Here is a 26683-nt window from a genome sequence, read left to right as displayed (position 1 = left end):
TCGGTTAAAAGACAAGCTTGATTACAGGAAGATGCAGAAATTTCTCTGGCACATCAATGTGTAAACTGAACTTATCTGGGAACCGGATTTGTAGCAGATGATAATAATTCCGTACATGATCCAGCTCTTGTCTGATCGTAACGGCTTCTTCGCTTCGGACAATGCTGTAACGCATCTGAAGTCCAAGCAAATAGGTGAGCTTCGCTACACGGAGGTCATCATTGCTCTCTGCCAGCATACGGATAGACTCCAGCGTATTATAAATAAAATGGGGATTGATCTGATTCTGAAGTGCCCTCATATCAGCCTTTTGCTTACGCTTCTCGGTAAGGGATACTTCCTGTAGGAGATCCTTGACCCTTATGATCATTCGATTAAAATGACTGCCGAGCATTCCAATCTCATCATTATATTTGGAGTGCTGCCAGACATCTAGATTACCGTGCTGTACCCGTTTCATTAGACGAACCAAAGATTTAAGAGGTTTGGTTAACGCATGTGAGATAAACGTCGCAACACAAAGTGCAAAAGCAATAATGATCAGTGTAGTCAATATAAGAGCATTGCGATTCTTCTGTACAGGTATCAGGATACGGGCCAAAGGATTGTAACCACAGTCGTCCAACCTGTCTGTTTCGAGACGGTATACACTGCAAGATAAGACTGACCATTCATTTCTATTTGAAAATGATCCTGTTGCGATTCACATGCTGCAGCAAAAGCTGCGTGTTCTGATTTTGCTCCTCGTTAGCTTGCATCGAGTCTGCGGAGTCTTCACCGGCATAGATCAGTTTTCCGTTATTATCTACAATTATCGTGTTGCCTTGCGTAACCGCATTTACGGGATCGATGATCCCCTTAAACAAGTTGATGTCTACATCAAATACGAGAATTCCTATATTGTCCAGCGTACTTACAGAATTAATGGTGCGCAGTACACTAATACCTCTCTATGGGCGTTGGAGTTTACGCGAATTGTATGTCTGCCTTGAATGACAGGAGCAGCCCCGGCTTCTTTACTTAAAGTTCTCCACTCGGCTAGTCGTTCTTCAGGATACAACTCGTGGATTCCCGGGACTCTATCATAAAAAACAGAACCGTATTGATCCACCATGTACACGGCGATGATCTCTTCCTTCGTATGCTTCAAGTAGCTCAGGAACATCGCCATGCCAGTGTTTTTATCCCAGTCGGTATTTTGCTGAGTTAAGTAGAATTGTACATCGGTGTTATACAGCGGTAGCGCTGTGTATCTTTTTAGATCGGCGACATAACGGTCAATGGTATCAGAGGCATTCGATGTCATTTGGTTCGCGCCTTCCGTTGCATTCACAAGAACAGAATTGAACATGGAGCGGGAGGACAAATAACTAACATATGTGATTGGAAGCGAGATCAGAAAGATAAATACGACGATCAGTTTTCGCTCCATCGGAAGATTAGCAAGGAACAACCACATTTTGCGTAAGGCTAGCCGGATGTATGATACCATTTGCGTTGTTCCTTTCTTAAAGAGGTTGTTCAAAAAGTCGACTTTCTGAACTCGCACTTAAAGTGAACTGACTTATTTAACTGCGCCTCTAGTTACGCCTTCAAAGATGTAACGTTGTAGAAAGAAATATAGAATTATTGTTGGAAGCAGGATAAGTAGAATAGCCGCACAGATCAAATTCCACTCTCCCGAATTGCCCCCCTGAAAACGCAACAGGATCGTCGTAACCACACCTAGGCTTTGCTTTGGCATATATAGATAAGGGATATACATGTCATTATAGATACTGATTGTCTTCAAAATAATTAAAGTAGCCGTGGCCGGCGTTAATAATGGGAATATAATCGAGCGATAGATTTTGAAAAGAGATGCACCTTCTACCATCGCATTCTCATCGAGATCCACAGGAATATTACGGATAAATTGCAAATAAAGAATAATTTGAATCACATCTGCTCCGATGTAGAGCACGATAGGAGCGCCGAGTGTATTATATAGCCCCATGCTTTTGATGATACCAAAAGTGGCTACTTGTGTCGTGATGCTAGGAATGATAGTGGCGATTAGATAGGCACCGAAGACAACAGGTTTTAATTTAAAAGAGAAGCGTTCGGATATTTCTCATTAAAGCGCTTTAAATATTCGTCGTACTCTTTACCGATCATGTCTGTTCTGTTGGTTAAGAAGGTGATTTTACCGGTAATATCAGTACCCGCTGCAGGCTCAGCTGTTGCGTTGCTTGTTGAATCACCACTTGTATTCTCTGTATTCGTTGCTGCGGGTTTATCGGTTGCGGGCGCCGCGTTATTCGTGCTATTGCCATTGTTCGAGCCGCAGCCAGCAAGCGTTGATGATAAAATCATAATCATAACAAAAGATAACGAAAATAACTTATTTCTCATAACTTAATCCCCTTTTCATTATTTTGTTAGCGTTTGCATGAACATTATAGCTTTAAATAAAGCGTTTAGAAATGTATTGTATTATTATTTATTGTCTTTATTTGTTTTGTTTGAATGATTATAATTAGTGTACACCTAACGAATGAATAACAAAATACAAAGAATATCAAGTGAAATCAATGAAATGCTAGAAGAGGTATGTTATTTTGAAAGATGAATGGGCTTACAAAACTTAAACACATGTTTCCGAAGTGAGTTTTGTACGAAGTCACTCAAAGAGGCATATGCTCTACAAAACTTTTAGGCAAATGCTTCCGGAGTGAGTTTTGTACGAAGTCACTCAAAGAGGCATATGCTCTACAAAACTTTTAGGAGGATAAAATGAAACATCTAGAGATGAAGCTTGCGAAGTGGGAATTTAGAAGCTGTGGTGATGAGGAGTGGCTTCCTGCTACTGTGCCAGGCACGGTCCATACGGATTTACTGAAGAACGGAAAGATTGAAGATCCCTTCTATGGAACAAATGAACATAACCTACAGTGGATTGATAAGAAGGATTGGGAATATCAAACCACTTTGCAGCTTGGTGAAGAGTGGTCGGAGCTTACTTGCACGGAGCTGATCTTTGAAGGTCTTGATACCTATGCTGACGTGTATGTGAATAATGTACATGTGCTCGCTGCAGACAATATGTTTTTGGCGTGGAGAGTGGATGTTAAAGATCATTTGAGGATTGGTGAAAACCATATAAGAGTGAGATTCCGTTCTGTAGTAAAAGAGGATCTACCTAAGCTAGCGAAGCTGGGGTATGCGCTTCCTGCACCGAATGATCAATCCGAGCTTGGGGGACTAGATGAACAGCGGATTAGTATTTTCGCCCGCAAAGCTCCTTATCATTATGGTTGGGATTGGGGTCCTCGTTTCTTGACCAGTGGAATATGGCGTAAGGCGGCTCTTGAGGGGCGTAATTCAGTTCAAATCACAGATCTATATATTCGCCAAAATGTGATCACAAAGGAAGAGGCTCGATTAACCGCAATTATTGAAGTAGATGCTCCTGCGGCATGGCAGGGAATGCTGCGAATGAGTGCTGATGGTTTAGAGTCGATGCAAGCGGTTTCCTTAAAGAGTGGCAAGCAACAAATAGAGATGGATATCGTGGTAGATCAGCCGCAGCTCTGGTGGTGTAGAGGGCTAGGCGAACCTCATTTATATACGTTTCAAGCGGATTTGGTGAAAGGTAAGGAAGTTGAAGTTAGCAAAAGTGTAAGAACCGGTCTCCGTAGTATTCAATTGATTCGGGAGCGTGATGCCAAGGGGACTTCATTTTCTTTTGTACTGAATGGTGTGCCGGTCTTCGCCAAAGGTGCCAATCATATTCCGAATGACAGCTTCATCACAGAAGTAACCGAAGAGCGGTATCGGCATGAAATTGCCACGGCTGCAGAATCAAACATGAATATGCTGCGAGTGTGGGGTGGCGGTTTTTATGAAGAGGAGATATTTTACAAGCTCTGTGATGAATACGGGCTGCTGGTCTGGCAGGACTTCATGTTCGCTTGCAGCATGTATCCGGGGGATAAAGCGTTCCTTGCGAATGTGAAGAAAGAAGCTGGGTATAACGTCAAAAGATTGCGCAATCATCCCTGCATCGCCCTATGGTGTGGCAATAACGAGATTGATTCAGCCTGGTCACAGTTCGAGGAAAATATGGGCTGGGGCTGGAAAGAAAAACTCAGCGCGGAGCAAAGAGCTACAATGTGGGCTGATTATGAGGAAATATTCCACCGGATTCTACCTGAGGCTGTAGCCGCGTTCCATCCAGGTGTGGACTATTGGCCGTCTTCACCGATGCGGAATTTGACTGGAGATATGAATCAACATGCGACGCGGATTGTGGGCGATGGGGATGTTCATTACTGGGGCGTGTGGCACGGGATTGAGCCTTTTGAGAATTATAATACCAAGGTTGGTCGCTTTATGAGTGAATACGGATTCCAGTCGTTCCCGGAACTAAAGACCGTAATGAGCTATGCTGAAGAGCAGGATTTGGAGCTTACCTCAGAGGTGATGCTGGCTCATCAGAAGAATGGACGCGGAAATCTGCTGATCAAGGAATATATGGATATGTATCTGCCGCAGCCGAAGGATTTTAAAGCATTTCTGTATATGAGTCAAATTCTGCAGGCCGAAGCGATTCGAATCGCGATTGAAAGTCACAGAAGAAATAAACCTTACTGTATGGGCACTTTATACTGGCAGATGAATGATTGCTGGCCGGTCGCCTCTTGGGCGGGGATGGATTACAACGGACGCTGGAAAGCATTGCAATATAGCGTGCGCTCAAGCTTTCAAGATGTTCTGCTGTCTATTGACGGTACAGACCGTGAGCGGATTGACGTTCATGTCGTATCTGATTTAAGAACAGCAAAGACCGCTGAGTTAGTGCTTAAATTGTATCAGTTTAACGGTTCGACACTGCGAGAGTGGATACATCCCGTTGATCTGGGAGCCGATTCTGCGGCTATCGTATTCTCGTCTTCAGTGGCGGAACTGCTAGAAGGTCATGGATCTAACGATGTATTGCTTGAGATCAGCTTGCAGGCTGATGGCGAGATGATAGATCGTAAGATGCACTATTTTGTCCCGGAAAAAGAAATTCGGTTGCAGCGTTCAGTAATTAACATAATGGAAACTCCAGATAGCGGAGGTCTAAACTTCACTGTGACAAGTGATGTATTAGCTAGAGGCGTATACCTGACCTCAGAAGATGAAGGAATATTCTCTGACAATTACTTTGATCTTCTCCCAGGGCAGCCCAAGACAATAGCGTTCTCGCAACGCGGGAACGATGGGAGGGACTGGATTCCAGGCGCTCCTAAGGGACTAAAGGTTCAATCGATGGTTGATTTTGTGAGCGAGGATTTACTGTAAATCTTAAGGAGAGAAGGACTTTCGTATGGGGATTTCAATTCAGGAAGATAAGGGACTATTCCTTCGGCGGTGACGGTCTAATGCAGGTAGGACTGGCACTGCCAGATGTCCAGCAGGATAATATTAGCGGATGCTTTAAATTGAAGATGCGGCAATAGATATTTTATTTTTTCAATAAAAAGCAAGCCAAGAGCCCGGCTCTTGGCTTTTTAATGTAGATGCAAGGACTGGTCAAGGGTATAATCCTGCAAAAGCTCCTAGGCCCCCTAATTAAACTGGAGTCTTTACACCCAATAATCTAAACTTAAGTTAAAGGAGTGATCCAGTATGGGGAAAAGGTTGAATAAAGAAACGCAGCTTAACATCGTCAAAGAAGCGTTGGCTGGTATTAAGGTGGGGGTATTGGCTCGCATGTATGACATCCATCCTGAAACCATTCGTAGTTGGATAAGAGATCATCGTGACTTCATCCCTGCTGAAGAGATTCCGTTTGCTGACGAGCACCTCCAGGAGCTGCAACGGCTGCAAGAGGTCGAACAGCGGTATGAAAAGGCGGTTAAGGTGCTCGGGGAGAAGGAACTCGAGCTTGAAATCTTACGAGAACTGCTAAAAAAGCAAGCCCCCGCTTATCTGAAAAACTCGAAGTAGCAGAACCATTTATTAAGCGGGGAGAACCAGTAGCAGTGGTTCTGCGCATCCTAGGCATTTCGGAATCCACCTATTATGACCGCAAAAAAAGAGCGAATGTTGCACCATCTGAACGCCCTACAAGAGGCCAACGTGGCCGTCCAGTGCCCGGATACTCTTATACGTATGAGGGCGAACGCATATGCGACGAAAGGGATAAATCAATGGCTTCTTGAACTGATTGAAGGTGAAGAGTATGTTTACGGCTACAAACTTCTCGCAAAATGTATTCAGGACAAATACAACGTGAAACTAAATAAAAAGAAGTCTTACCGGTTATGTGACGAGCTAGGCATTCTTCAAAAACCACGCCAGCGAGTCCAGTCACATCCGCGTAGACTGCCGAGAAACCGCATCGTTACAGGCTCTAATCAACTGTGGCAAATGGATATTAAATACGGATACGTCAGTGGGCTGGAGCGTTTCTTTTATGTGCTCAGCATCATTGATGTGTTTGATCGCGTTGTTGTTAAGCAGTACAGAGGGCCCGCTTGTGAAGCTAAGCACGCCGCTCAGACGCTTTGTTACGCCCTTCAGAATCGGATAACAACAGGTGAAGAGATGCCTACAATTCGTACGGATAACGGCCCTCAATTCACCAGTAAACTATTTGGAGATATGTGCGAGAGTCTAGATATTATCCATGAGCGCATACCTCCAAGGACACCAAATATGAATGCCTACATTGAGTCTTTCCATAGTTTGATGGAACGCGATCTGTTCCGTATAAGGGACTTTAGGACATTTGAAGAGGCCTATGAATCGCTTGACCAGTACATGGATTTCTACAATAACCGAAAAATGCACGGTAGTTTAAAATCGAAACCTCCTGCCGTATTTTCAGTGTGGGTTAAAACACTAGAGGATTCTTCAGCATTTCATAGAGCGATGTAATTGCTCGAAAGAACGAGCAATTCTACGTCTGCAGTATTTTTGGTGGACAGGACTCCGGATTAAGGGGGCCTAGCCGTTTTCGCAGCTTTTAGACATAGTGATCAGGATTTCTTAACAAAAAACTGTATTATTGCAGGATTTTTCTGGCCTCTGGTCTCTAGTCCTGCGGAGGGCATGGATATGGATGACTTAGAGCACGTTATATTTTCATTGTGTGAGTGATTCGAGGACTCATGAAAGTATGATGCTGTATCGTTTTTTCGTTAATTCATATTCCGTTCATATTGAAGACATGAGGAGTACATCTTCATTGGTTAACCTTACTGTAGCAGTCGGTTATGGTGGTCCAATAGACAGAGGATGACAGGAGAAGATGTGAGTGAAACTAAGAGAGGTAATGAGTGTGAAGGCGGGCACGAGAACGAGTAGAATACTAAACATTTTATTGAAAACCATAGGCGCAATACTCATAGCAATCATGTTGTTTCTCGCCATTGTTTATACAGTTAATCTGATCAGCAATAAATCGGAACAAAGCAAAATAGAACCCTATGGTCAGTTAGTACCTGTAGATGGAAAAAATATGAATGTGTTGATTCAAGGACAAGGTGAAGAAACAGTCGTGCTATTACCGGGTTATGGGACATCAGCACCGGGGCTTGATTTTAAATCACTAATAGAAGAGTTAGTACCTTTTTACAAAGTTGTCGTGATTGAGCCTTTTGGGTATGGATTAAGTGATCTGACCAAAAAGGAGCGCAGCACAGAGAATATTGTTAGTGAAATTCATGAAGCTTTACAGGTTCTTAATATCGACCGTTATATTCTAATGGCCCACTCCATTTCAGGCATTTACGGACTAGATTATGTAAATAAATATGAAAATGAAGTGAGTGCATTTGTCGGGCTCGATAGCAGTGTTCCCACGATAAGAGAAAGGAAGATTGAATCTTCAGAAATAAGAATTATAAATCTAATCAAAAAATCCGGACTCGTCAGATTGCAAATGAAACTAAGTGCTGACCCCATTGCTGAATTACCATTTGATGATAAAACAAAAGGACAAATGAGAATGATCAATCACAAAAACATGTATAATCCTACTCAATTAAATGAAGCTGAAATGATGTTTTCTAATTTTAAAGGGGCTGAAAATTTATCGTTCCCCAAAAATCTTCCTCTTATTTTCTTTGTACAAGCGAATCATCCAGTAGCTGATAGATGGTTACCAGCGCATGAAGAGCAAGTGAAAGATTCTGTACATGGAAAAGTGGTGACATTTGAAGAAGACCATTATTTATATCGTACTAAAGCAAAAGAAATTACAGAAAATTTCAGAGCATTTATGGATGAGGTTAAATAAATCCAGCAAAACACAGGAATATTTCACAAAGAAAGCAAGCCAAGTGCATAGCTCTTGGTTTGCTTTTTTTTTTTGTTGATTTAAGAGGTTGGATTAGTGTTTTAAGAAGTTACGATCCGAATGCCTGACGGTACTTCACAGGAGATACGCCTTCAAACTTTCTGAATACTTTAATGAAATAGCTGGACTGGGCAAAACCGGACTGAGTCGCAACCTGAGCAATGGAGAGTCCAGTAGAAACTAGCAGAAGCTTGGCTCTGGTCAGCCGGCAATCTGTTAAATAACGGTTTGGTGTTTTGCCCATAACCATTCGGAACAGCCGCAGAAAATGATAGCTGCTATACCCGGTTAGTCTTGCCATCGACTCGAGTGACCAAGGACGGGCACATTCGACATGAATGATATCTGCGGCACTGGGGATAGACTGCCTGACCTCGTGCGGTACTGAGCCGTGAAGCGGTTCGGAATTCTGTAGCAATTTTACTAGAAGCTCATACAGAAGCGCGGATAGCCTTGGCTCATTACGTGTTACATAGGAAGCGCTCAGTAAGTACATTTCCTCGAACAGCTCGTCCAGCTTGGCCTCCAAATCAAAAGTGAACAGGTATGCACGAGACTGGTCCACTTCTTCTAATAAAGGGAGCACAATTTCAGTACTAAAATGAACCCAGCGAACATCCCAAGGCTTCCCAGGATCTGATCCGTAATACTGATAGGCGCTTTTAGGGTAAAGAAAACCTCGTCCTCTGCTCATCGGAATACGTTCGCCCTCATGGAATACATAACCCTCCCCATCAAAGATTAAATGCAGGTTATAGTTTCCCAGAAATCCTTCACTTCTTCTCTCGGTATGTTGAGGAAAGTGACTGTAATGTCCCAAAAATTCAGGATAGCAGACATATTTTGAAAAAGCTGGTGTCGGCAAATACCATTGTTTCTTCATGTTATATAGCACCCATTTCTATCGCGCTACAGAGCGCTAGTTGGATAAGGTAATTAACGCAAGATAGTTATATGATCACAATATTTTGTTATATAAGCCTTATTAACACTGATACTACAATAGAATTATAAACTACTGAAAGCATATTTTTAATACTTTGGAGGTAATCATGAAGAGACCTATCGCAACAGAAAAATTTGAACTTGGCGTCTGTTATTATCCGGAACACTGGCCGGAAAGCCTGTGGGAGGATGATTATCGCCGGATGCGAGAACTGGGCTTCATGATCATTCGGATGGGGGAGTTTGCTTGGTCTATTTTTGAACCCGCTGAGGGCGAATTTCAGTTCGGGCTCTTTGATCGTGCGATTGATTTAGCTCATAAACAGGGTCTTCAGGTTGTGCTTGGTACGCCGACGGCAACGCCTCCAGCTTGGCTGACCCATAAGTATCCAGAAGTATTGAATGTGACGTATGAAGGTGTTACCCTTCAGCATGGCATGCGCCGTCATTATAATTACAGTAGCCCCAAATACCGTGAGCTGTGTGCACGGATTACAGAACAGTTGGCTGAACATTATGTCAATTATCCAGGTGTAGTCGGCTGGTAAATTGATAATGAGCTAAACTGCGAGATTAGTGAATTTTATTCAGAGAGTGATCATAAGGCTTTCCGGGAATGGCTGCAGCAGAAATATGTCACGCTTGAGCAGCTAAACGAGGCTTGGGGGGCTGTCTTTTGGAATCAAAGTTATAGCGATTGGTCTCAGGTGTATCTTCCGCGTCCGACCCCATCACTTCAAGCAGCCCAATCCCCATCAAGCCTTGGATGAAAAACGGTTTATATCGGACAATACGATTTCTTTTGCCAAAAACCAAGCGGACATCATCCGTAATCTTGCACCCGATCAAATGGGTAACAACGAATGGTCTGTTTGGCCATCTCGACAACCATGAATTGACGGATGAACTGCTAGATTTCTTCAGCTATGATTCCTATCCTCAGTTTTCAACTATTTTTTATGATCCGAACGAGCGCAATCCGCTGAATGACAGAGGCTGGGGACTTTCATTATCTGTTGTCCGTTCCATTACCCCGAATTTCTGTATCATGGAGCAGCAGTCGGGACCAGGCGGCTGGGTGAACCGGATGGATATGCCTTCTCCGAAGCCGGGACAGATGCGGTTATGGACCTATCAATCGATCGCACATGGCGCTGATATGGTGCTCTATTTCCGCTGGCGGACAGCCACGATGGGCAATGAAATTTATTGGCATGGCATTAACGACTACCATAACCAGCCGAACCGAAGAGTAAGGGAAGCGGGACAGATCGGTCAAGAGCTAGCGGCGGCAGGTCAAGCACTTATCGGCACTCGTAATCAGGCTAATGTTGCTATTGTCCGTGATTATGATAATGAGTGGGCTGGAGAGTACGATGTGTGGCATGGTCCATTTATGTGGAAGAGTAATAAGGAGTGGTACAAGGCACTCCAGCGGAAGCATATCCCGAATGACGTACTCTATTTACGCAAAAAGACAACGCTGGAAGAACTTGTACGATACGACGTTCTTATCTATCCTCATCCGGCGATTATGGTAGATGAGACAGCGGTGCTACTAGACGCATATGTTCAGCAAGGCGGAAAACTGATCTTCGGATGCAGAACCGGCTATAAGGATGAGCGTGGTCAATGCTATATGCGTCCATTTTCAGGTGCTGCTAGGGATCTATGCGGGATCACAGTCGAAGAATTCACCATGGTTAAGGGCAGTCGTAAGCCAACAACGATTAGCTGGTCGGGTGAGGCCGAAGTGATTACGGGGGCAGATGATTTTAATGATATTCTCCGAATTGAGGATGATTCAGCCGAAGTCTTGGCGGTCTATGCCTCGGACTATTATGCGGGAAAACCAGCCGTTACGAGAAATCGTCGCGGCAAAGGCGAAGTTTGGTATCACGGAGCAGTCTTTAATGAACAAGCAGCGTCCGTAATCATAGATCAAATCGGTCTCAAGTCACCAGTAGAGTGGCTTGAGCTTCCAGCGAAGTAGAGCTGCAGATTCGTAGCGGAGCTTCGTCCAGCTATACTTTTTTACTTAACTATAGTGAAACGCCTGTCTCTATACATCTACATGAGACTAAAACGGATTTACTGAACGGAACAACGTTATCGGGTGAGGTTACTCTGGAAGGCTTTGGTGTATTGGTATTACATTAACGTTATGAATAAAAGCTAATAAAATAAATAGAGTTACGTATTAGAGATCTAATATGTAACTCTATTTTTTATAGGAGCTATTTAAGAGGATATTTTTTAAATATAGTTATTTATTCCAACAAAATACAACGAGCAACAGGTAAAATATAAAGAATATTATAGATTTGAAGGAGGAAAGTATTGTGATCATTGAAGCTGAGAAAGTATTGTTGCAGTATTCGTTCATCGATCCAATCATTGAATTCATTAGGCATAATGAGAATATAACATTTAAAGTGACCGACAAAACGGATAACAAGAATTATTTGTTACGTATACATAAACCAATATCGGAAGGGTTCTCAGGCTTACAACATACTCGAGATGGATTACAGTCAGAAATGTTTTTTCTGCGAGAAATCGATCAAAAGAACATACTGAAAGTACAAAGACCTGTTGTAAATGAAAAGGGTGAACTGGTTACTGAATATAGTTCGGAGCAATTTGGTACCAGTTTGGCAACTCTTCTAGAGTGGATCGAAGGTTCGACGCTTACCCAAGATGAAGATAATATTGATCAGATTGTTTATAGATTAGGCGAGAATCTTGCCAATTTACATAAATTTTCACGAACGCTAATGCCCTTGGAGTTACATAGACCTGTCTACGACGTCCAAAAGATTGATGAAACGTTAAAAGAACTTCGACAGGGTACAAACAACGGAGTCCTGAATCAGGAGGATTACGATGTTATTAGTAGCGTTCTATTCGTAGTAAAAGAACAGTTAGCAGAACTGGACGCCAAGGATAACTCATGGGGATTCATTCATGCTGATTTTCAACTGGGGAATGTCGTTGTGTCAGAACAAAACCCGATCTTAATAGATTATTGTTTATTTGGTTATGGTTACTACCTGTTTGATTTGGGCTCTGCATCTTCCATGCTGAAAAGTGAGCTCCGTAAAACGCTATTGGATGGTTATGCTTCTAAATCAAGCTTTTCACTTGATGAGATTCGGTACATTGAAGGACAAATATTTATGGATATTTTTATTAGTTACGTATTTTTTATTCATGACCCTGAGAGGAACGGCTGGATTCAAGAGCATGCCTCCAAAATATGTAGCACGCTATGTCGAGATTTTCTTGAGGGGAAAGAGGTATATTACTCGTTTTAGAGATGGTGTGATATTCTAATAGTGAATGATGAATGAAGGGACTGAACTATGCGCAGAGATCATTATTTTTAAGCCAACTATTAAAATTTAATGGAGGTAAAAATAATGTTAACTACAGAGTTACACACAGAACGATTACATTTAAGAAAAATGAAGGTATCGGATTCGCCAAGTCTGTTTAAAATTTGGTCTGATCCAGAGGTTACCGAATTCATGAATATTGATTGTTTTACTGATGAAAGTCAGGCAAAAGATATGATAAAACTTCTTGATGAATTTTCTCTTGATAACAAAGCAATTCGTTTCTCCATAATTGAAATGGAATCCAATGAAATCATAGGTTCTTGTGGCTTTAATTTCTTAGACTTTGAAAATAAAAAAGCGGAGATTGGATATGACATTGCTAGAGAATTTTGGGGAAGAGGATACGCTTCAGAAGCTATAAGTACTTTGTTAGATTACGCATTCTTATCCTTGAAGCTGAATCGAATCGAAGCAAAAGTAGAACCCGAAAACGTGAATTCAGTAAAAGTCTTACAAAAGCTGAACTTTATGTTTGAGGGAACCTTAAGAAGGTATGAAAGAGTAGACGGAAAGTTTATAGATATCAATATGTATTCGAAATTAATAACAGATTGATTATTTAAGCCAGTTTAACGCAAAAACTTAGATTTATCCAAGAGGTTATATAGGTCTCCATAAGGAATAAAAACTTAAACACTATAAATATAGGAGTTGACCAAATGGAGACAATATTAACAGAGGAAATGATCTTAGATGACCTAATTAAGACATTTCATCGTTTGTTTGGTTTGAATGTAATTGAAACTACTTCAATAAAACGAGGCTGGTTAAACTTAAAGTGGAAAGTTACGACGGATGCAGGGGAATTGTTACTTAAACAATACAACAAAGAAAGATATAAATTATATAACCCAGAGGAGATATTGTTAGCACTCTCTCAACAGATTAGATTGTATGACCAAGGTCTAGCGTGCCCCAAAGTGTTATCACAGAATGAAGGTATTTTGATTGAATCTGATAATGGAGAACGCTTCCTGGTGATGGAATATTGTCAGGGAAAACTAATTTCACCAGGTAAAACCAATGTCCATCAAATATACGATTTAGGTCGAGCAACAGGAAAAATGCATCGATTGCTAAATGACGGGACACTTGTCAGTAAAAATAGCCCGCAATTTATTCCTCCAAGTCGTGAGGAGCGTTTAGCACATTGGAACTCCGTTTGGGAAAAGACTAAGGGACTTGGTAAACCTCAGCTGCTTGCCGATATAGAAACTCAATTTAAAGCTACAGAAGAAATGAATATAGAACTACTCGAATTACTTCAAACAGGCTGGGCACATCGTGACCTTTGGGTAGATAATCTTTTATTTAATGATAACGGATTAACTGCAATTCTAGATTTTGATCGACTAAAATATGACTATCCGCAGCTTGATGTAGCTCGTGCTGTGATGTCATGTGCCTTAGATGATAATTTAGATGTCTCCCTGGCTTCGGCGTTTATGGATGGTTACAGTGAGGAACGTAACGTGGTAGAGGGCTATTTAACACATTCATTACAGTTGTTGTGGTATATGGAAAGCACATGGTGGATAAATGCTAACATGGATCAACATAGTGTACCGCCGGCTCGCTTTGCGAAGGAAATGATTTGGCTTGCAGAAAATCAAAAAAAGTTGTCCGCTTTGTTAGGAAATCTTTAGACAACGCAAAGTAACCGCTTTTCGTTAAACTAAACAGCGACAGTCTAGGGCTTTGTTTTCCACGTCCATGACTGCCGCTGTTTCTTTTATTGAGGTAATTCGGTAGAGCATGACCTATTTCCCCATAATCCACATTGACTTGGGTTTGTCTCACCCCTATGATGATTATTAATATAAAATAAATGGCACGAAGAGGAGCGAGACATCATGGCTTTGGAGATCGAACGCAAGTTTCTGCTGCCGGAATTTCCGGAGCGGCTTATTCAAGAAGGCAAATTGAAGATTGTGACACGGCATAATATCGATCAGACGTATCTGGCGATAGACGGCGGGCAAGAGCTGCGTGTGCGTAAGATTACAGATCTGGACTCAGGTGAGGTAACGTATACACATACGTTTAAGGATGGCAAAGGGATCAAGCGTGAAGAAATCGAATATTTTATCTCAGAGGGTTTGTATAATCAGATGATCGAGGCAGTGAATGCGGTAGCCTTGGTCAAAGAGCGGATTACGGCGGTGTGGAATGACACAACGGTTGAGATCGACGTCTATTCTCAGCTGAAATTGTCCGTTCTGGAGGTTGAATTTGAATCTCTGGAGGAAGCGGAAAGCTTCAAGGCGCCGGAATGGTTCGGTAAAGATGTCAGCACAGAACGGCAGTACAGCAACAAAACCGTCTGGAAAGAGCTACAAAATAAGACAAAGAATTAACGGACTTTAGCGCGTAAACGTGGTAGTATATAGGGAAAACAAGCAGCTATAAAGTGAAATGTATATATATATTATATAGAGGGGTTCAGGAGGATGAGCATGAAGTATATAAGCACAAGAGGCAATGTGGAACCTAAAGGCTTTATCGATACAGTGTTGATGGGGCTTGCCGATGACGGCGGATTGATGGTCCCTTCGGAGATTCCTGTCGTTTCAGCAGCTACTTTAGAAGAGTGGAGAAGTCTTAGCTACCAGGAATTGTTCCTGAAGATTTTCGCCTATTACACTAATGATGAGATTCCTTTAGAAGATTTTCAGGAAATGGTCAACACTAGTTATGGCAATTTCCGCACGCCGGAAGTAACGCCTATTCACCAAGTGAATGATTCCTTATATGTATTGGAATTGTTCCATGGTCCTACTTTTGCCTTCAAAGATGTAGCACTGCAGTTTATGGGTGAGCTGTACTCTTATATTTCAAAAAAACAGAACAAGATCATCCACATCCTGGGAGCAACCTCGGGGGATACTGGGGCGGCTGCGATTCAGGGCGTTCGTGGTAAAGAAGGAATCAAGATCTGTATTCTTCATCCCCATGGTAAGGTAAGTAAAGTGCAGGAGCTGCAGATGACTACGGTTGATGACAGCAATGTACTGAACCTATCTGTTCATGGTAACTTTGATGACTGCCAGAAGGTGATTAAGGATCTGTTCGCGGATCTGGACTTTAAGGGTCGCTATCATCTGCGTGCAATCAACTCCATTAACTTTGTGCGTATTCTGGCGCAGACCGTCTATTATTTCTATGCATATTTGCATGTCGATGGCAGCAGCGAGAAGAAGATTAACATCAGCGTGCCTTCCGGCAACTTCGGTAATATTTTCTCCGGATATTTGGCTAAGCAAATGGGATTACCAATTAACAAACTGATTATTGCTACGAATGAAAATAATATCTTGGAGCGTTTCGTGAACACTGGTGAATACAAACCGGGCAGCTTCACAAGCACATACAGTCCTTCAATGGATATCCAAGTGGCTAGCAATTTTGAACGGTATCTGTATTATTTGGTAGGCGAAGATTCTGAGAAGCTGTCTGCGTATATGTCCAAGCTCCAGACGGAGGGTAAGATTACGGTTGAAGGCGAGGCGCTTCAGCAGGTGCAGAAGGATTTTGCAGCGCTTGGCGTGAAGAATGACCAATGCTTGAATACAATTGCTAAGTATCAAAAAGAATATAGTTACCTGCTTGATCCGCATACTGCATGTGGAATCGCAGCTTACGAAGCTTTTAATGGCTCGGATGAGATTGGGATTACCTTTGCGACCGCACATCCAGCTAAGTTTGATGAGGCGATAACTCTGATCGATATTAAACAGGAATTCCCGGCACAAATTAAAGCGTTGTTCGAGATGCCACAACACCAAACCGTAGTGGATCATGACAAGGATGAAATTGTGCGTCAATTGCAGGCTTTTTATAAATAAGTTGTAACTCAATATGGGCTCATCGGGTTCCTGTTCTTAAGTTAAGAATAGGAGCTTTTTTTAACATTTCAGAAAGTATATATTTGGGGCCCCCGCAAAGTACCTGATTATGCATCGAAGCAAAGCCCCACTTTGTGGGGATGTTTTACTGCACCTTTCGACAAATAATATCGCTGTTTACTATGAATAGCTTGATATCGACAAAAGATAATAGAGTGGTGCTTTTTTTCACAAGGTGGATCTATCGGAATTTGTCGGAAATTTGTCTTGAAAAGTAGACATGACCACCCTGAGAGTGAGAAAATAGCATATAGAGTTTTAGTAAGAACTAAAAAGGACGGGATTATCATGACAATTCGTTTCGGGGTCATTGGAACAAACTTTATTACAGACCGCTTCGTGCAAGCCGGCTTGGAGAATGAGGAGTTTATCCTGACAGCCGTGTACTCTCGTACAATGGAGAAAGGTCAGGCCTTTGCTGCAAAATATGCTGGAGCTACAATTTATACGAATTTGGAAGATATGGTCTCCAGTAAAGATGTCGATGCCATATACATTGCAAGCCCGAACTCCATGCATGCTGAGCAGGCGATTATGTGCTTAAATCATGGCAAGCATGTGCTCTGTGAGAAGCCGGCTGCCTCAAACAGTGCGGAGCTTAGAGCAATGATTGAAGCCGCGCAGAGCAATGATGTGTTGTTCGTAGAAGCAATGAAATCGACATTCATGCCGAATTTCGGAGTGATCAGAGACAATTTGTATAAAATCGGCCAAGTTCGCCGTTATTTCGCGAGCTATTGTCAATACTCATCGAGATATGATGCCTATCGGCAGGGAACGGTATTAAATGCTTTTAATCCAGCCTTCTCTAATGGCTCGTTGATGGATCTTGGTGTTTACTGCTTGTATCCTATGGTAGTGTTGTTCGGGAAACCGAAGTCTGTAAAGGCTGTGGGTCTAATGCTTTCTTCTGGAGTGGATGGCGAAGGAAGTATTGTTATGCAATATGATGATATGGACGCAGTGGTGATGCATTCCAAGATCGCTGATTCCTATTTGCCAGCTGAGATTCAAGGGGAAAGTGGTACAATGGTGATCGATAAGATCAACCAACCTTACCAAGTGAAGATTCAGTATCGTGACGGAACCGTCGAGGAGCTTACGCAGCCTCAGGTGTTCGAGTCTATGTATTATGAGGTTGAGGAATTTATTAACTTGATTAAGAACGGTGAACGTGAAAGCAGAATTAATACGCATGCAAATTCTTTGGCGGTAGCAGAGGTTATGGAGGAAGCCAGAGCACAGATTGGCCTCCGTTATGCCGCAGATCTATAAATAGAAGGGGAGCAGAACTTGAAGACTTTTAAAAAGGTATACATTGAGATAACAAGCGTCTGCAACCTGGCCTGCAGCTTTTGTCCACCAACCGCCCGAACGAAAAACTTTATGAAGCTTGATACTTTTAATACGATATTAGATGAAATTAAGCCACATAGTAATCATATTTACCTTCACGTTAAAGGTGAGCCGCTGCTGCATCCCAAAATTGGCGAGCTGCTGGATGCCGCATATGCGAAAGGGTTCAAGGTCAATATTACAACCAACGGCACGTTAATTCATAAGGCAGGGCCTAAGATTCTTGGCAAACCTGCACTACGTCAGATGAACTTCTCTCTGCACAGCTTTGATGGGCATGAGGGATCTGAGAACCGCGAAGGGTATTTGTCGGAGATTATTTCTTTTGTACGGGAAGCCTCTGCTCAAGGAGTGATTATTTCCTTCCGGCTGTGGAATTTGACGGAGGATAATCTGACTAATCTGGAGAAGAATCGTAACCGTGAGACGCTTGCTGTGCTGGAGGAAGCCTTTAACCTTGATTTTAAGATCGAAGAAAAGGTTGTGCCTGGCAGCGGCGTTAAGATTGCCCCACGCATGTATCTCAATCAGGACCATGAGTTCCGTTGGCCTGCACTGAACGAGCCGGAAGATGACGGAAAAGGGTTCTGTCATGCGCTGCGCAGCCAAGCGGCAATCCTCGTGGATGGCACCGTTGTGCCGTGCTGTCTGGATGGTGAAGGGGTAATCAACCTTGGAAACATTCATGAGACTCCGTTCTCAGAAATCGTAGAGGGCGAGCGAGCGAACAATTTATTTTATGGGTTCTCTCGTAGAGAGGCGGTAGAAGAGCTGTGCCGCAAGTGTGGATATCGGCAACGGTTCGGAACTTAAATGAGTGAATGTAAACAGAACTGGGACATGGCTATTTCATGAGTCCTGGTTCTGTTTTTTAATTAACGTGAGTGTATATATAATAATAGGTCTTTATAGTCTCGACTTTGGAGCGAAGGAGGAGCATATGCTGAAATCACTGGAAGCCATCGCATTATACCGTGAAGGCGCACAAGAACATTTAGAGGATAACCTTTGGCTAAAGCTTATTGTCCAAGCGGAGGAGCAAGTTGTAAATTTAGAACGTGTGGAATCTCTACAGGAGCTCGATCGCAGGAATCCCGTGCTGGACTATGTGGAACGCAGTCTGCGGATTCTGGATCAACTTCCCCGTTCTATCTGGATAAAAGAGCTTGTGGAAGAAACGTTAATCTGGTCAGAAACGGCTAAAGGCGGCACATTGAAGGAGAGGTTACTTTGGCAGGAGGAAGGCATTAATTATTTTGTACATAATATTGGTTCCGCACAGTTATATGATAGGCATTTGGGCGGAACTGTCTCCGAGAAAAGCGCGTTAATTCAGCGGTTAATTGAGACTCATGGGCTCATAGGACAGCAAATTCGCGGGGAGGTGCCTCCGGAAGTAAACAAGCCGCTTCGTGATCTTGTGGAAGAGCAGCTGCTGACCGTGGAGGAACTGGAACGCTTGCTAACCGTACTCAATCATTGCATCATCGGAGCTGTATCACCCGAGCTATGGCTGAATGTAGAGCATGAAGTGAAACAGCTTATCGCTCTGATTTCATCCGGTGAACTTGCGAGTCCAATGCCTATGAAAGAAAGACTGCGCAGAATGCGGCTAGGTCCGATTTCTAGAGGAGAGGATTTCACTACGGAATGGGCAAAGCTGACACAAGAAGGCTTCCATGCGGAACGATTAGACTCCTTAAGTAAGATTACTTTCTGGTATGTGGAATCTGCACTGCAGACCTTCTCACTGGAGCAATTTCTGAAAGTGATGATACTTGCTGCCCAAAGAGCTCAGAATGAGTCGCTAAACCAGATCAGCTTCGAGCAGGTCATGAACAGTATTTACTATGACTACAAGGGTGTTAAGAAGATCAATGTCTATAAGAAGCGAATGATAGAAAAATATTTATCGGAGCTTATATGGGAGGATATCGAAAAAGGGATTTTACCTGCTGAGAACCCGCATCTAATGCTTCGTCCATATGCTAAGAAGCATCTGCCAGACACGCTGTTTTTTCAGTTTCAATTCTCGGCAGCGGCAGAGAAGCTGATCGATTTCTGTATGGAAGCCGAAAAGTCACCTTTATATGAACGTGCAGTGCTGCTGTTATTCGATCTGTTCGAGCTGCGGAGGGACGCCTTCGACCGTTTTCATAATGAAGATACTTACTTAAATCAAATGAATAATACGGCAGATTATAAGGCTGTGATCCTGGATCATGTCACTGGGCACAAAGTGCTGGATATCGGCCCGGGCGGCGGTGTGCTGCTGGATTTGCTGGAAGAACGTATGCCAGAGGTTACCCCTATCGGCATTGATATATCAAGCAATGTAGTGGAAGCCTTGCGGCAACGCAAGCAGCGGGAAGGCCGCCAGTGGGAGGTGCTTCAGGGAGATGCGTTGAACCTTAAAGATTTCGTGGAGGCTGGAACGGTGGACACGGTAATTTTCTCTTCAATTTTGCATGAGCTATATTCTTATGTGCCACTTAATGGTAAAAAGTTCAATCATGACACCGTTTCGGCTGCCCTACAAAGTGCCTTTGATGTATTGTCAGCTGGCGGGGTTATCATTATCCGTGATGGGGTTATGACCGAGCCCGTTGCTTTGCTGCGGAGAGTTCGCTTTTTGGAGGAGGACGGTATGGCATGGCTGGAGCGTTATGCGAAGGATTTTGCCGGACGTCAGATTCAGTATCAGAGATTCGGGGAACAAGAAGTACTTATGCGCGTTAATGATGCCATGGAATTTTTATATACGTATACTTGGGGCGAAGAAGCTTACATTCATGAGGTCCAGGAACAGTTTGGTTACTTTACCCCTACGGAGTTTGCCTCATTTATTGAGCAGACTTTAGGAAAGCAGGCGAAGATTGAGGTCTTCCGGCATTACCTGCAAGAAGGTTATACCGAAGCACTGCGTGACAGAGTAAGGTTCATGGATGAGAACGGGCAGGAAGTGGCGCTGCCAGACAGCACCTGCTTTATCGTGATTCGGAAGGAATAGTCGAAGAATAACATCATCCGCATATAAAAAAAGCAATCGGCAGACTCTCTGATATGGAGGAGGTCCGATTGCTTTTTCTATATAGAGCATCTTGTCTTTGTTAGATTAGTATTTCTAGCTGCGACTCATCAGAGTCTTCGGCTAAACGCTGGATTTCTTGATAGGAGGCTAATTTTTCTGTCCGCTCATTGGTACTCTCTTCAGAAGGTTTAATTTCTGTTGAACCTGCTTTATCGATCTGATCTTTAATTTTATCTCCTGTGTCTTTCATGGCATCGCCTAACGTTTCGTTCATTTCCGATATTTTATCTTCGATTTTGGATAACTGCTCCCGTTTGGCTGTTGCGGAATGAGTAGAACGAGCCTCATCCAGCTCTATTTCCTTGGTCAGAACTTTAGCCTCGCCACGCATCTTAGTGTGGGTAGAAGAAACTACCTCCATTTGGGTAACATCTTGGCTTACAGAAACAATCGTATTCAATCTTTCGTTTTGTATCTCTTGCTCGGTTTTAGGTTCATCCGTTTGATTTTCTTTTTGAGTATTTTCTAAGTTCTTTTGTTGCTCTTCGAAGGTGTATTTTGCAATTTGTTGGTCAATCGTTTGGAGCTGCTTGTCGAACTCCTTAAGTTGATCTTGAATAGAATCGAGGTTATGTGAACTTTTGGTAGTTCTTTCAATCAGACTGTTTTTACTGTCGATGATACTTTGTTTTTGTTTAAGCAGGGAGTTAACCATTCCGTCCATTTTGGATTGATTTTGAAACGCTGCTTTTGCAGATTTGCTTATCGATAATTTGTCTCCATTACCATTACCACTAGTATTGCTGTTTGATTTCATGGTTTTATCGTTAGTTTGGTGACTAACAGATACATTAAACCTCGTTCCCATAGATGAGGTCATATTCATTATATGCATGGTTCATTATCCTCCTGCGACGATAAGATCTATCTATAATATATCGGTAGATCAACAGGAAGAATTAATAAAGAGAGCCGTTAGCAAAGTCGAACAGCGAGATGTCAACGGGCCCCTTTCCTAAACTCCGAGGGTGAGCATTTCATCGCTCTGCGAAACACTTTAATAAAATAGCTTACATTATCAAATCCGACTTCGAATGCGATGTCGGATATTTTTCTGTCGCTTTGTTGCAGTAGATCGGCGGCTTGGCGAATCCGGTAAGAGTTAATGTAATCCACTGGAGTCTTTCGGGTCATTTCTTTGAAAAAGCGGCAGAACTGTCCTTCGCTCATGGGAATCAGCTCAGAGAGATCACGGGTTCGAATCGGCTCCTGATAGTTATCCTGAATATAGAGAATAATCTTTTTAAGACGATTGATCTTAGTAGTATCAGCATCATCCAACTGGCTACGGTTTACAAAACGATCTTCTGGAGCAATCTGCGAGAGCATGATGAGAAGTGTGCCTTTAATAAAAGCTTCAAACCCAGGAGATTGCGCAGCGTAGGCGTCCATCATACGCTCTAAGTGTCGCAGAAGTTCTTGTTGCCATTGCACGGCCGGCGTAAGGTGGCGAGGAAAGCTTTGTCTTTTCTCCTGAAGGGGTAAGATGGTGTTCTGCTGGATCGCATCATATTGGGCACTTGCCAGAAGATCAGGGAGAAACACGAGCGCACAAAATTTGCATGGTGTGTCTTCGTTCAGTACATAGGCGGCATGAATATCACCGGACTCGATAAATACAGCTTCACCGGCTTTAAGTGGGAAATATTCGGTGTCTACCTGAAACAGAATTTCTCCTTCTAGCAGCATAAAAAACTCCGCTTCTTCATGCCAATGGGTATCAAGTACATGTGTTCCAGCCGGCAATTCTATCCAATAAGCTGCAAGTGGAAACATGTTATCACCATGAACTCTGTCTTCTTTTAGCAAACTCTGGGTTGTACGGTCCATAAATGCCACTCCTTTCAGATAAAACATCAGAATAGTGTTATAAATGAGCTATATAGTATTAGTTCTGTTCATTTTTTATCGGTATAATGCAACTATAAACACCAAATTGAAAGGTGGCAAGTACACAATGAAATTTACTGATGGTCTCTGGCTGGTGCGTGATGGTATCACGATTAACGGCGCAGTTCAAAATTATGTTGTAGAAAAGACTCCAGAAGGATTAACAGCAATTACTCAAACGACTCCAATCACAGGACGTTCAGCAACGCTGAATTCAACCCTGCTTACTGTTAAATTTCATTCCCCGCTTCCGGGTGTGGTAGGGGTTAAGATTATTCATCATGATGGCGTACAAGAACGCGGTCCAGTATTCGAACTCACGAAAGGTACCGGAGATCACGTTAAGATTGAAGAAACCGATTCGGAGACTGTGCTGGTCAGCGGCGGACTTCGTGTAGTGATTCGCAAAGGCCAGCAATGGGCAGTGGATTTCTATCATGGTGACGAGAGAATTACAGGTAGCGGTTACAAATCAATGGCTTATATTACGGATCAAGACGGCAACACGTATATGCGTGAAGAGCTGGATCTCGGTGTAGGCGAATTCGTATACGGTCTGGGCGAGCGTTTTACCGCTTTTGTAAAGAATGGGCAGACCGTAGATCTTTGGAACAAAGACGGTGGTACTAGCTCCGAGCAAGCATATAAGAACGTTCCTTTCTATGTAAGCAGCAAAGGTTATGGCGTATTTGTTAACCATCCTGAGCTGGTTTCTTATGAAATCGCTTCGGAAAAAGTGAAAAAGGCGCAATTCAGTGTATCTGGAGAAAGCCTAGAGTACTTCGTGATTGATGGTCCTACCATTAAGGAAGTTATCAGCAACTATACATCACTCACGGGTAAGCCCGCACTTCCGCCAGCATGGACTTTCGGCCTTTGGCTGACGACTTCTTTCACTACCGACTACGATGAAGCAACCGTAAACTCCTTCGTAGATGGGATGGCAGAGCGAGATTTGCCGCTGAGCGTATTCCACTTCGATTGTTTCTGGATGCGTGAATATCAATGGACCGATTTCCAGTGGGATGAGCGCGTATTCCCTGATCCGGTAGGCATGCTGAAACGCCTGAAAGATAAAGGCCTGAAGATTTGCGTATGGATCAATTCTTATATCGGACAACGTTCCCGCTTGTTTGAAGAAGGCAAGAAAAATGGTTATCTGCTCAAAAAACCTAACGGCGACGTTTATCAATGTGATTTGTGGCAAGCGGGCATGGCACTAGTGGACTTCACTAACCCTGCGGCTTGTGAATGGTATGCCGGCTACCTGCGTGATTTGGTAGATATGGGTGTAGACAGCTTCAAGACAGACTTCGGCGAACGTATTCCTACTGATGTAGTTTACTTTGACGGATCTGATCCGATGAAAATGCATAACTATTACACTCAACTGTACAACAAAGTGGTATTTGAAGTACTTGAAGAGAAGCTTGGTAAGAATGAAGCAGCATTGTTCGCACGTTCTGCAACTGCTGGTGGCCAACAGTTCCCAGTTCACTGGGGCGGTGATTGCTATGCAGATTATGAATCCATGGCAGAGAGCCTTCGCGGTGGATTGTCCCTAGGATTGTCCGGTTTCGGCTTCTGGAGTCATGATATCGGCGGCTTCGAGAACACGGCTCCTGCGCATGTATTCAAACGTTGGTTGGCCTTTGGATTATTGTCCAGCCACAGCCGTCTGCATGGTAGTACTTCGTACCGTGTGCCTTGGGCGTATGATGATGAAGCTTGTGATGTAACTCGCTATTTCACTAAGCTTAAATGTAGCTTGATGCCTTATCTGTATGATGTAGCTGGACAGGCTGCAGAGCATGGCTGGGCTTCTATGCGGGCAATGGTTATGGAATTCCCGGAAGATCCAACTTGCGAAGTGCTTGATCGTCAATATATGCTGGGTGATTCTTTGCTCGTAGCTCCAATCTTCCAAGAAAACGGAGAAGTGAAATACTACTTGCCGGCTGGTCGCTGGACACACCTACTTAGTGGTGAAACTGTACAAGGAGGGTCTTGGCGTAAAGAGAAATATGATTTCTTCAGCCTGCCATTGTTCGTTCGTCAGAACTCCTTGCTGGCAATCGGCAGTGTCGATAACAAACCGGATTACGACTATGCGGCCGGCGTGAAATTTGGCCTGTATTCGCTTGAAGATGGCACTGGCACTTCTGCAACGGTTCGTGATCTCAAAGGCGCTCCTGAATTGACGGTGAAGGCTGACCGTAAAGGCAGCATCGTAACGGTTACTGCAGAAGGAAGCGGTAAAGAATTCTCGCTTTCCCTTAAAGATCTGGGAGCTATCTCTTCTGTAGAAGGCGCGGAGCAAGTAGATGAAACTACAGTAAAAGTAAACGCAGGTGCGAAATCCGTATCGTTTACAATTACACTGAAATAAGATCGTTTTCTCAAAGCATATTGATATAGCCATAACCTCTCTTGTAAACTGGGTGGACGATCCGTTCCCTGGTTTATATGAGAGGTTTTAGTGTTACAATCTTAATGAATAACGGGGGAAACTATGGATACTAATTTAACAAAGGGAAGTGGAGTATTGAACCAGACGGATTATACCTCAGCAACGGTTCTTTCAACTGCAGCGAATTTTATAATGAATAGGCAAGAACCATTTACACATACCTTCCGGACTTATATTCGTTTAAGGGAGAATGGTACGTTGAAGCTAAAGTTCTGGCACAGTAACGCGGTGGATTCTACATGGGATCAAGGGCAAGAAGCTGTAGGCAGTGAACCTGGAGGAGACTGGGTTATCGAGACAGCTTATATCGCTGACGGAGGAACTGAACCAGACGGAACGATTACTGAAAATACACAACATGCTGTTACCTTTGAAGGCAACGCCTTTAAAGCCGTTGCGGCTGGGGAATGTTTCTGGAGTGATGAGACAAGTATTGTTCTACCGGAGGGTCATTACTTGGCGTTTACGTGGACGATTAAGACGCTCGCTGGGGGTAAATCGATTCCTTTCAATGTAGAGGGTATGCTGGCAACAGCTTATGACGCACCCGGAAATCTTGCCGCACAAGAATCAGCGGATGGTTTTACAGCGTCTGATAATCTTTTGGTACTGCCAAGTTTTATTGGGTATAAGAAATCTGTGACCAAGAAACTAGTATTCTTGGGCGATTCGATTACTCAAGGTGTGCGGACATTAAAGGATGAGTACGAATATTGGGTCGCGAGAATTGCGGCTGGTCTTGGTACAGATATTGGTGTATGGAATATCGGCTCGGGTTGGGCTAGAGCTTATGATGTTGCCGCGGATGGTCCATGGCTACACAAAGCTAAGCAAAGTGATGAAGTGATGATCGTACTTGGAGTGAATGATATTGATATTGGCTGCCGTTCGGCGGATGAGCTTCTTGGTGATTTGACGACTATTATTTCTAAGATCAAGGGGGCAAATACTGAAGCTAGTATTATTCTAGGTACGGTACCTCCATTCAATTTCCAGGGGGAAAGAGAAGAGACTTGGCGCAAGGTGAATCATGAGATCTTGTCCAATCCACCTATAGGTGTGAGCCGTGTGTTTGATATAGCGAGCCTATTGTCGTTGCCTGCACCAGATGATCATCGAATCAGACCGGAGTTTATGAGTGGAACAGATGACCCACACCCGAACGGCATAGCCGGTAAGACGGTTGCGGACGCCTTTTTAAAAATATAAGAAAGTATAAGTTTCACGCTGTACATTATCTTTATATTTATACGAGAAAACGGTAGTCTTCCATAAAGGAAGACTACCGTTTTC

At 43.2% G+C, this 26683-nt stretch carries 24 protein-coding genes and 2 pseudogenes; 18 read left to right on the top strand and 8 right to left on the bottom strand.

Going from position 1 to position 26683, the window contains the following annotated elements:
* Positions 1–4: 4 nt before the first annotated feature.
* From UQ64_RS32270 to UQ64_RS19295, 5 genes and pseudogenes are all read right to left on the bottom strand, one after another.
* Positions 5–601 (bottom strand): sensor histidine kinase, encoded by a 597-nt coding sequence (locus UQ64_RS32270; RefSeq protein WP_245238094.1) that lies wholly within the window; start codon positions 599–601, stop codon positions 5–7.
* Positions 602–677: 76 nt separating this feature from the next.
* Positions 678–866, bottom strand: a complete 189-nt coding sequence (locus UQ64_RS32265) for a hypothetical protein (RefSeq protein ID WP_245238092.1) — start codon at positions 864–866, stop codon at positions 678–680.
* A 47-nt stretch (positions 867–913) separates the two neighbouring features.
* Entirely contained in the window at positions 914–1492 is a 579-nt protein-coding gene (locus UQ64_RS32260; protein WP_245238090.1) for a hypothetical protein, read from the bottom strand.
* 72 nt (positions 1493–1564) lie between these two features.
* Positions 1565–2101: pseudogene (locus UQ64_RS19300) on the bottom strand (carbohydrate ABC transporter permease); the annotation flags it as partial.
* Complete coding sequence (locus tag UQ64_RS19295) at positions 2083–2394, bottom strand: hypothetical protein (protein WP_060625149.1); 312 nt, start codon at positions 2392–2394, stop codon at positions 2083–2085. The pseudogene UQ64_RS19300 and the gene UQ64_RS19295, both read right to left, overlap by 19 nt.
* A 381-nt stretch (positions 2395–2775) precedes the next feature.
* Between UQ64_RS19295 and UQ64_RS19290 the strand changes: the two genes are divergently transcribed.
* From UQ64_RS19290 to UQ64_RS19275, 4 genes are all read left to right on the top strand, one after another.
* Positions 2776–5328, top strand: coding sequence for a beta-mannosidase (locus tag UQ64_RS19290; RefSeq protein ID WP_060625148.1), 2553 nt, complete (start codon positions 2776–2778; stop codon positions 5326–5328).
* A 327-nt stretch (positions 5329–5655) separates the two neighbouring features.
* Positions 5656–5976 (top strand): helix-turn-helix domain-containing protein, encoded by a 321-nt coding sequence (locus UQ64_RS19285; protein ID WP_060625147.1) that lies wholly within the window; start codon positions 5656–5658, stop codon positions 5974–5976.
* Positions 5977–6141: 165 nt separating this feature from the next.
* Complete coding sequence (locus tag UQ64_RS19280) at positions 6142–6909, top strand: DDE-type integrase/transposase/recombinase (RefSeq protein WP_209445843.1); 768 nt, start codon at positions 6142–6144, stop codon at positions 6907–6909.
* A 379-nt stretch (positions 6910–7288) separates the two neighbouring features.
* A complete protein-coding gene (locus UQ64_RS19275) occupies positions 7289–8272 on the top strand; it encodes an alpha/beta fold hydrolase (protein ID WP_425339606.1) in 984 nt (327 codons plus the stop codon).
* 109 nt (positions 8273–8381) lie between these two features.
* Here the strand turns inward: UQ64_RS19275 and UQ64_RS19270 are convergent, their stop codons facing one another.
* Positions 8382–9215, bottom strand: a complete 834-nt coding sequence (locus tag UQ64_RS19270) for a helix-turn-helix transcriptional regulator (protein WP_060625146.1) — start codon at positions 9213–9215, stop codon at positions 8382–8384.
* A gap of 169 nt (positions 9216–9384) precedes the next feature.
* Here UQ64_RS19270 and UQ64_RS32715 point away from each other — a divergent pair.
* The 12 genes and pseudogenes from UQ64_RS32715 to UQ64_RS19225 all read left to right on the top strand — a co-directional run bounded on the left by UQ64_RS32715 (position 9385) and on the right by UQ64_RS19225 (position 20949).
* Positions 9385–10047: pseudogene (locus UQ64_RS32715) on the top strand (beta-galactosidase).
* A complete protein-coding gene (locus UQ64_RS32710; RefSeq protein ID WP_342447597.1) occupies positions 10040–10171 on the top strand; it encodes a hypothetical protein in 132 nt (43 codons plus the stop codon). The pseudogene UQ64_RS32715 and the gene UQ64_RS32710 overlap by 8 nt, the downstream one beginning before the upstream one ends.
* The gene (locus UQ64_RS32705; protein WP_342447596.1) at positions 10113–11270 is read left to right on the top strand and encodes a beta-galactosidase; all 1158 of its coding nucleotides are present in this window, start codon (positions 10113–10115) and stop codon (positions 11268–11270) included. The genes UQ64_RS32710 and UQ64_RS32705 overlap by 59 nt, the downstream gene beginning before the upstream one ends.
* A gap of 2 nt (positions 11271–11272) precedes the next feature.
* The gene (locus UQ64_RS32700) at positions 11273–11437 is read left to right on the top strand and encodes a Beta-galactosidase C-terminal domain (RefSeq protein WP_342447598.1); all 165 of its coding nucleotides are present in this window, start codon (positions 11273–11275) and stop codon (positions 11435–11437) included.
* A 182-nt stretch (positions 11438–11619) separates the two neighbouring features.
* The gene (locus UQ64_RS19260; RefSeq protein WP_060625145.1) at positions 11620–12594 is read left to right on the top strand and encodes a phosphotransferase enzyme family protein; all 975 of its coding nucleotides are present in this window, start codon (positions 11620–11622) and stop codon (positions 12592–12594) included.
* Positions 12595–12684: 90 nt separating this feature from the next.
* A complete protein-coding gene (locus UQ64_RS19255; protein WP_060625144.1) occupies positions 12685–13233 on the top strand; it encodes a GNAT family N-acetyltransferase in 549 nt (182 codons plus the stop codon).
* Positions 13234–13337: 104 nt separating this feature from the next.
* Entirely contained in the window at positions 13338–14324 is a 987-nt protein-coding gene (locus UQ64_RS19250) for a phosphotransferase (RefSeq protein WP_060625143.1), read from the top strand.
* A gap of 207 nt (positions 14325–14531) precedes the next feature.
* A complete protein-coding gene (locus UQ64_RS19245) occupies positions 14532–15035 on the top strand; it encodes a CYTH domain-containing protein (RefSeq protein WP_060625142.1) in 504 nt (167 codons plus the stop codon).
* Between the two features lie 99 nt (positions 15036–15134).
* A complete protein-coding gene (gene thrC, locus UQ64_RS19240; RefSeq protein WP_060625141.1) occupies positions 15135–16523 on the top strand; it encodes a threonine synthase in 1389 nt (462 codons plus the stop codon).
* 348 nt (positions 16524–16871) lie between these two features.
* Positions 16872–17858, top strand: coding sequence for a Gfo/Idh/MocA family protein (locus tag UQ64_RS19235; protein WP_060625140.1), 987 nt, complete (start codon positions 16872–16874; stop codon positions 17856–17858).
* An 18-nt stretch (positions 17859–17876) separates the two neighbouring features.
* Positions 17877–18752 (top strand): radical SAM/SPASM domain-containing protein, encoded by an 876-nt coding sequence (locus UQ64_RS19230; protein WP_060625139.1) that lies wholly within the window; start codon positions 17877–17879, stop codon positions 18750–18752.
* Positions 18753–18879: 127 nt separating this feature from the next.
* Positions 18880–20949 (top strand): class I SAM-dependent methyltransferase, encoded by a 2070-nt coding sequence (locus UQ64_RS19225; RefSeq protein WP_060625138.1) that lies wholly within the window; start codon positions 18880–18882, stop codon positions 20947–20949.
* Between the two features lie 100 nt (positions 20950–21049).
* Here UQ64_RS19225 and UQ64_RS19220 read toward each other — a convergent pair whose 3' ends face one another.
* Both UQ64_RS19220 and UQ64_RS19215 read right to left on the bottom strand, forming a co-directional pair.
* Positions 21050–21865, bottom strand: coding sequence for a hypothetical protein (locus UQ64_RS19220; RefSeq protein ID WP_060625137.1), 816 nt, complete (start codon positions 21863–21865; stop codon positions 21050–21052).
* 104 nt (positions 21866–21969) lie between these two features.
* The gene (locus UQ64_RS19215; RefSeq protein WP_060625136.1) at positions 21970–22860 is read right to left on the bottom strand and encodes an AraC family transcriptional regulator; all 891 of its coding nucleotides are present in this window, start codon (positions 22858–22860) and stop codon (positions 21970–21972) included.
* Positions 22861–22987: 127 nt separating this feature from the next.
* Here UQ64_RS19215 and yicI point away from each other — a divergent pair, with 127 nt between their 5' ends.
* Both yicI and UQ64_RS19205 read left to right on the top strand, forming a co-directional pair.
* Positions 22988–25309, top strand: coding sequence for an alpha-xylosidase (gene yicI, locus UQ64_RS19210; RefSeq protein WP_060625135.1), 2322 nt, complete (start codon positions 22988–22990; stop codon positions 25307–25309).
* 123 nt (positions 25310–25432) lie between these two features.
* A complete protein-coding gene (locus UQ64_RS19205) occupies positions 25433–26599 on the top strand; it encodes an SGNH/GDSL hydrolase family protein (RefSeq protein WP_060625134.1) in 1167 nt (388 codons plus the stop codon).
* Positions 26600–26683: the final 84 nt, after the last annotated feature.

Origin of the sequence: Paenibacillus etheri (genome assembly GCF_001012825.1) — a bacterium.
Taxonomy (GTDB): Bacteria; Bacillota; Bacilli; order Paenibacillales; family Paenibacillaceae; genus Paenibacillus_AQ; species Paenibacillus_AQ etheri.
This window is presented reverse-complemented; position numbering and strand designations above follow the sequence as displayed.

Excerpts from the sequence above, each read along its gene's own strand:
- UQ64_RS32260 (WP_245238090.1), bottom strand. The coding sequence starts at position 1,492 with ATGGTATCATACATCCGGCTAGCCTTACGCAAAATGTGGTTGTTCCTT.
- UQ64_RS19295 (WP_060625149.1), bottom strand. The coding sequence starts at position 2,394 with ATGAGAAATAAGTTATTTTCGTTATCTTTTGTTATGATTATGATTTTA.
- UQ64_RS19290 (WP_060625148.1), top strand. The coding sequence starts at position 2,776 with ATGAAACATCTAGAGATGAAGCTTGCGAAGTGGGAATTTAGAAGCTGT.
- UQ64_RS19285 (WP_060625147.1), top strand. The coding sequence starts at position 5,656 with ATGGGGAAAAGGTTGAATAAAGAAACGCAGCTTAACATCGTCAAAGAA.
- UQ64_RS19280 (WP_209445843.1), top strand. The coding sequence starts at position 6,142 with ATGAGGGCGAACGCATATGCGACGAAAGGGATAAATCAATGGCTTCTT.
- UQ64_RS19270 (WP_060625146.1), bottom strand. The coding sequence starts at position 9,215 with ATGAAGAAACAATGGTATTTGCCGACACCAGCTTTTTCAAAATATGTC.
- UQ64_RS19255 (WP_060625144.1), top strand. The coding sequence starts at position 12,685 with ATGGAGGTAAAAATAATGTTAACTACAGAGTTACACACAGAACGATTA.
- UQ64_RS19250 (WP_060625143.1), top strand. The coding sequence starts at position 13,338 with ATGGAGACAATATTAACAGAGGAAATGATCTTAGATGACCTAATTAAG.
- UQ64_RS19245 (WP_060625142.1), top strand. The coding sequence starts at position 14,532 with ATGGCTTTGGAGATCGAACGCAAGTTTCTGCTGCCGGAATTTCCGGAG.
- thrC (WP_060625141.1), top strand. The coding sequence starts at position 15,135 with ATGAAGTATATAAGCACAAGAGGCAATGTGGAACCTAAAGGCTTTATC.
- UQ64_RS19235 (WP_060625140.1), top strand. The coding sequence starts at position 16,872 with ATGACAATTCGTTTCGGGGTCATTGGAACAAACTTTATTACAGACCGC.
- UQ64_RS19225 (WP_060625138.1), top strand. The coding sequence starts at position 18,880 with ATGCTGAAATCACTGGAAGCCATCGCATTATACCGTGAAGGCGCACAA.
- UQ64_RS19220 (WP_060625137.1), bottom strand. The coding sequence starts at position 21,865 with ATGCATATAATGAATATGACCTCATCTATGGGAACGAGGTTTAATGTA.
- UQ64_RS19215 (WP_060625136.1), bottom strand. The coding sequence starts at position 22,860 with ATGGACCGTACAACCCAGAGTTTGCTAAAAGAAGACAGAGTTCATGGT.
- yicI (WP_060625135.1), top strand. The coding sequence starts at position 22,988 with ATGAAATTTACTGATGGTCTCTGGCTGGTGCGTGATGGTATCACGATT.
- UQ64_RS19205 (WP_060625134.1), top strand. The coding sequence starts at position 25,433 with ATGGATACTAATTTAACAAAGGGAAGTGGAGTATTGAACCAGACGGAT.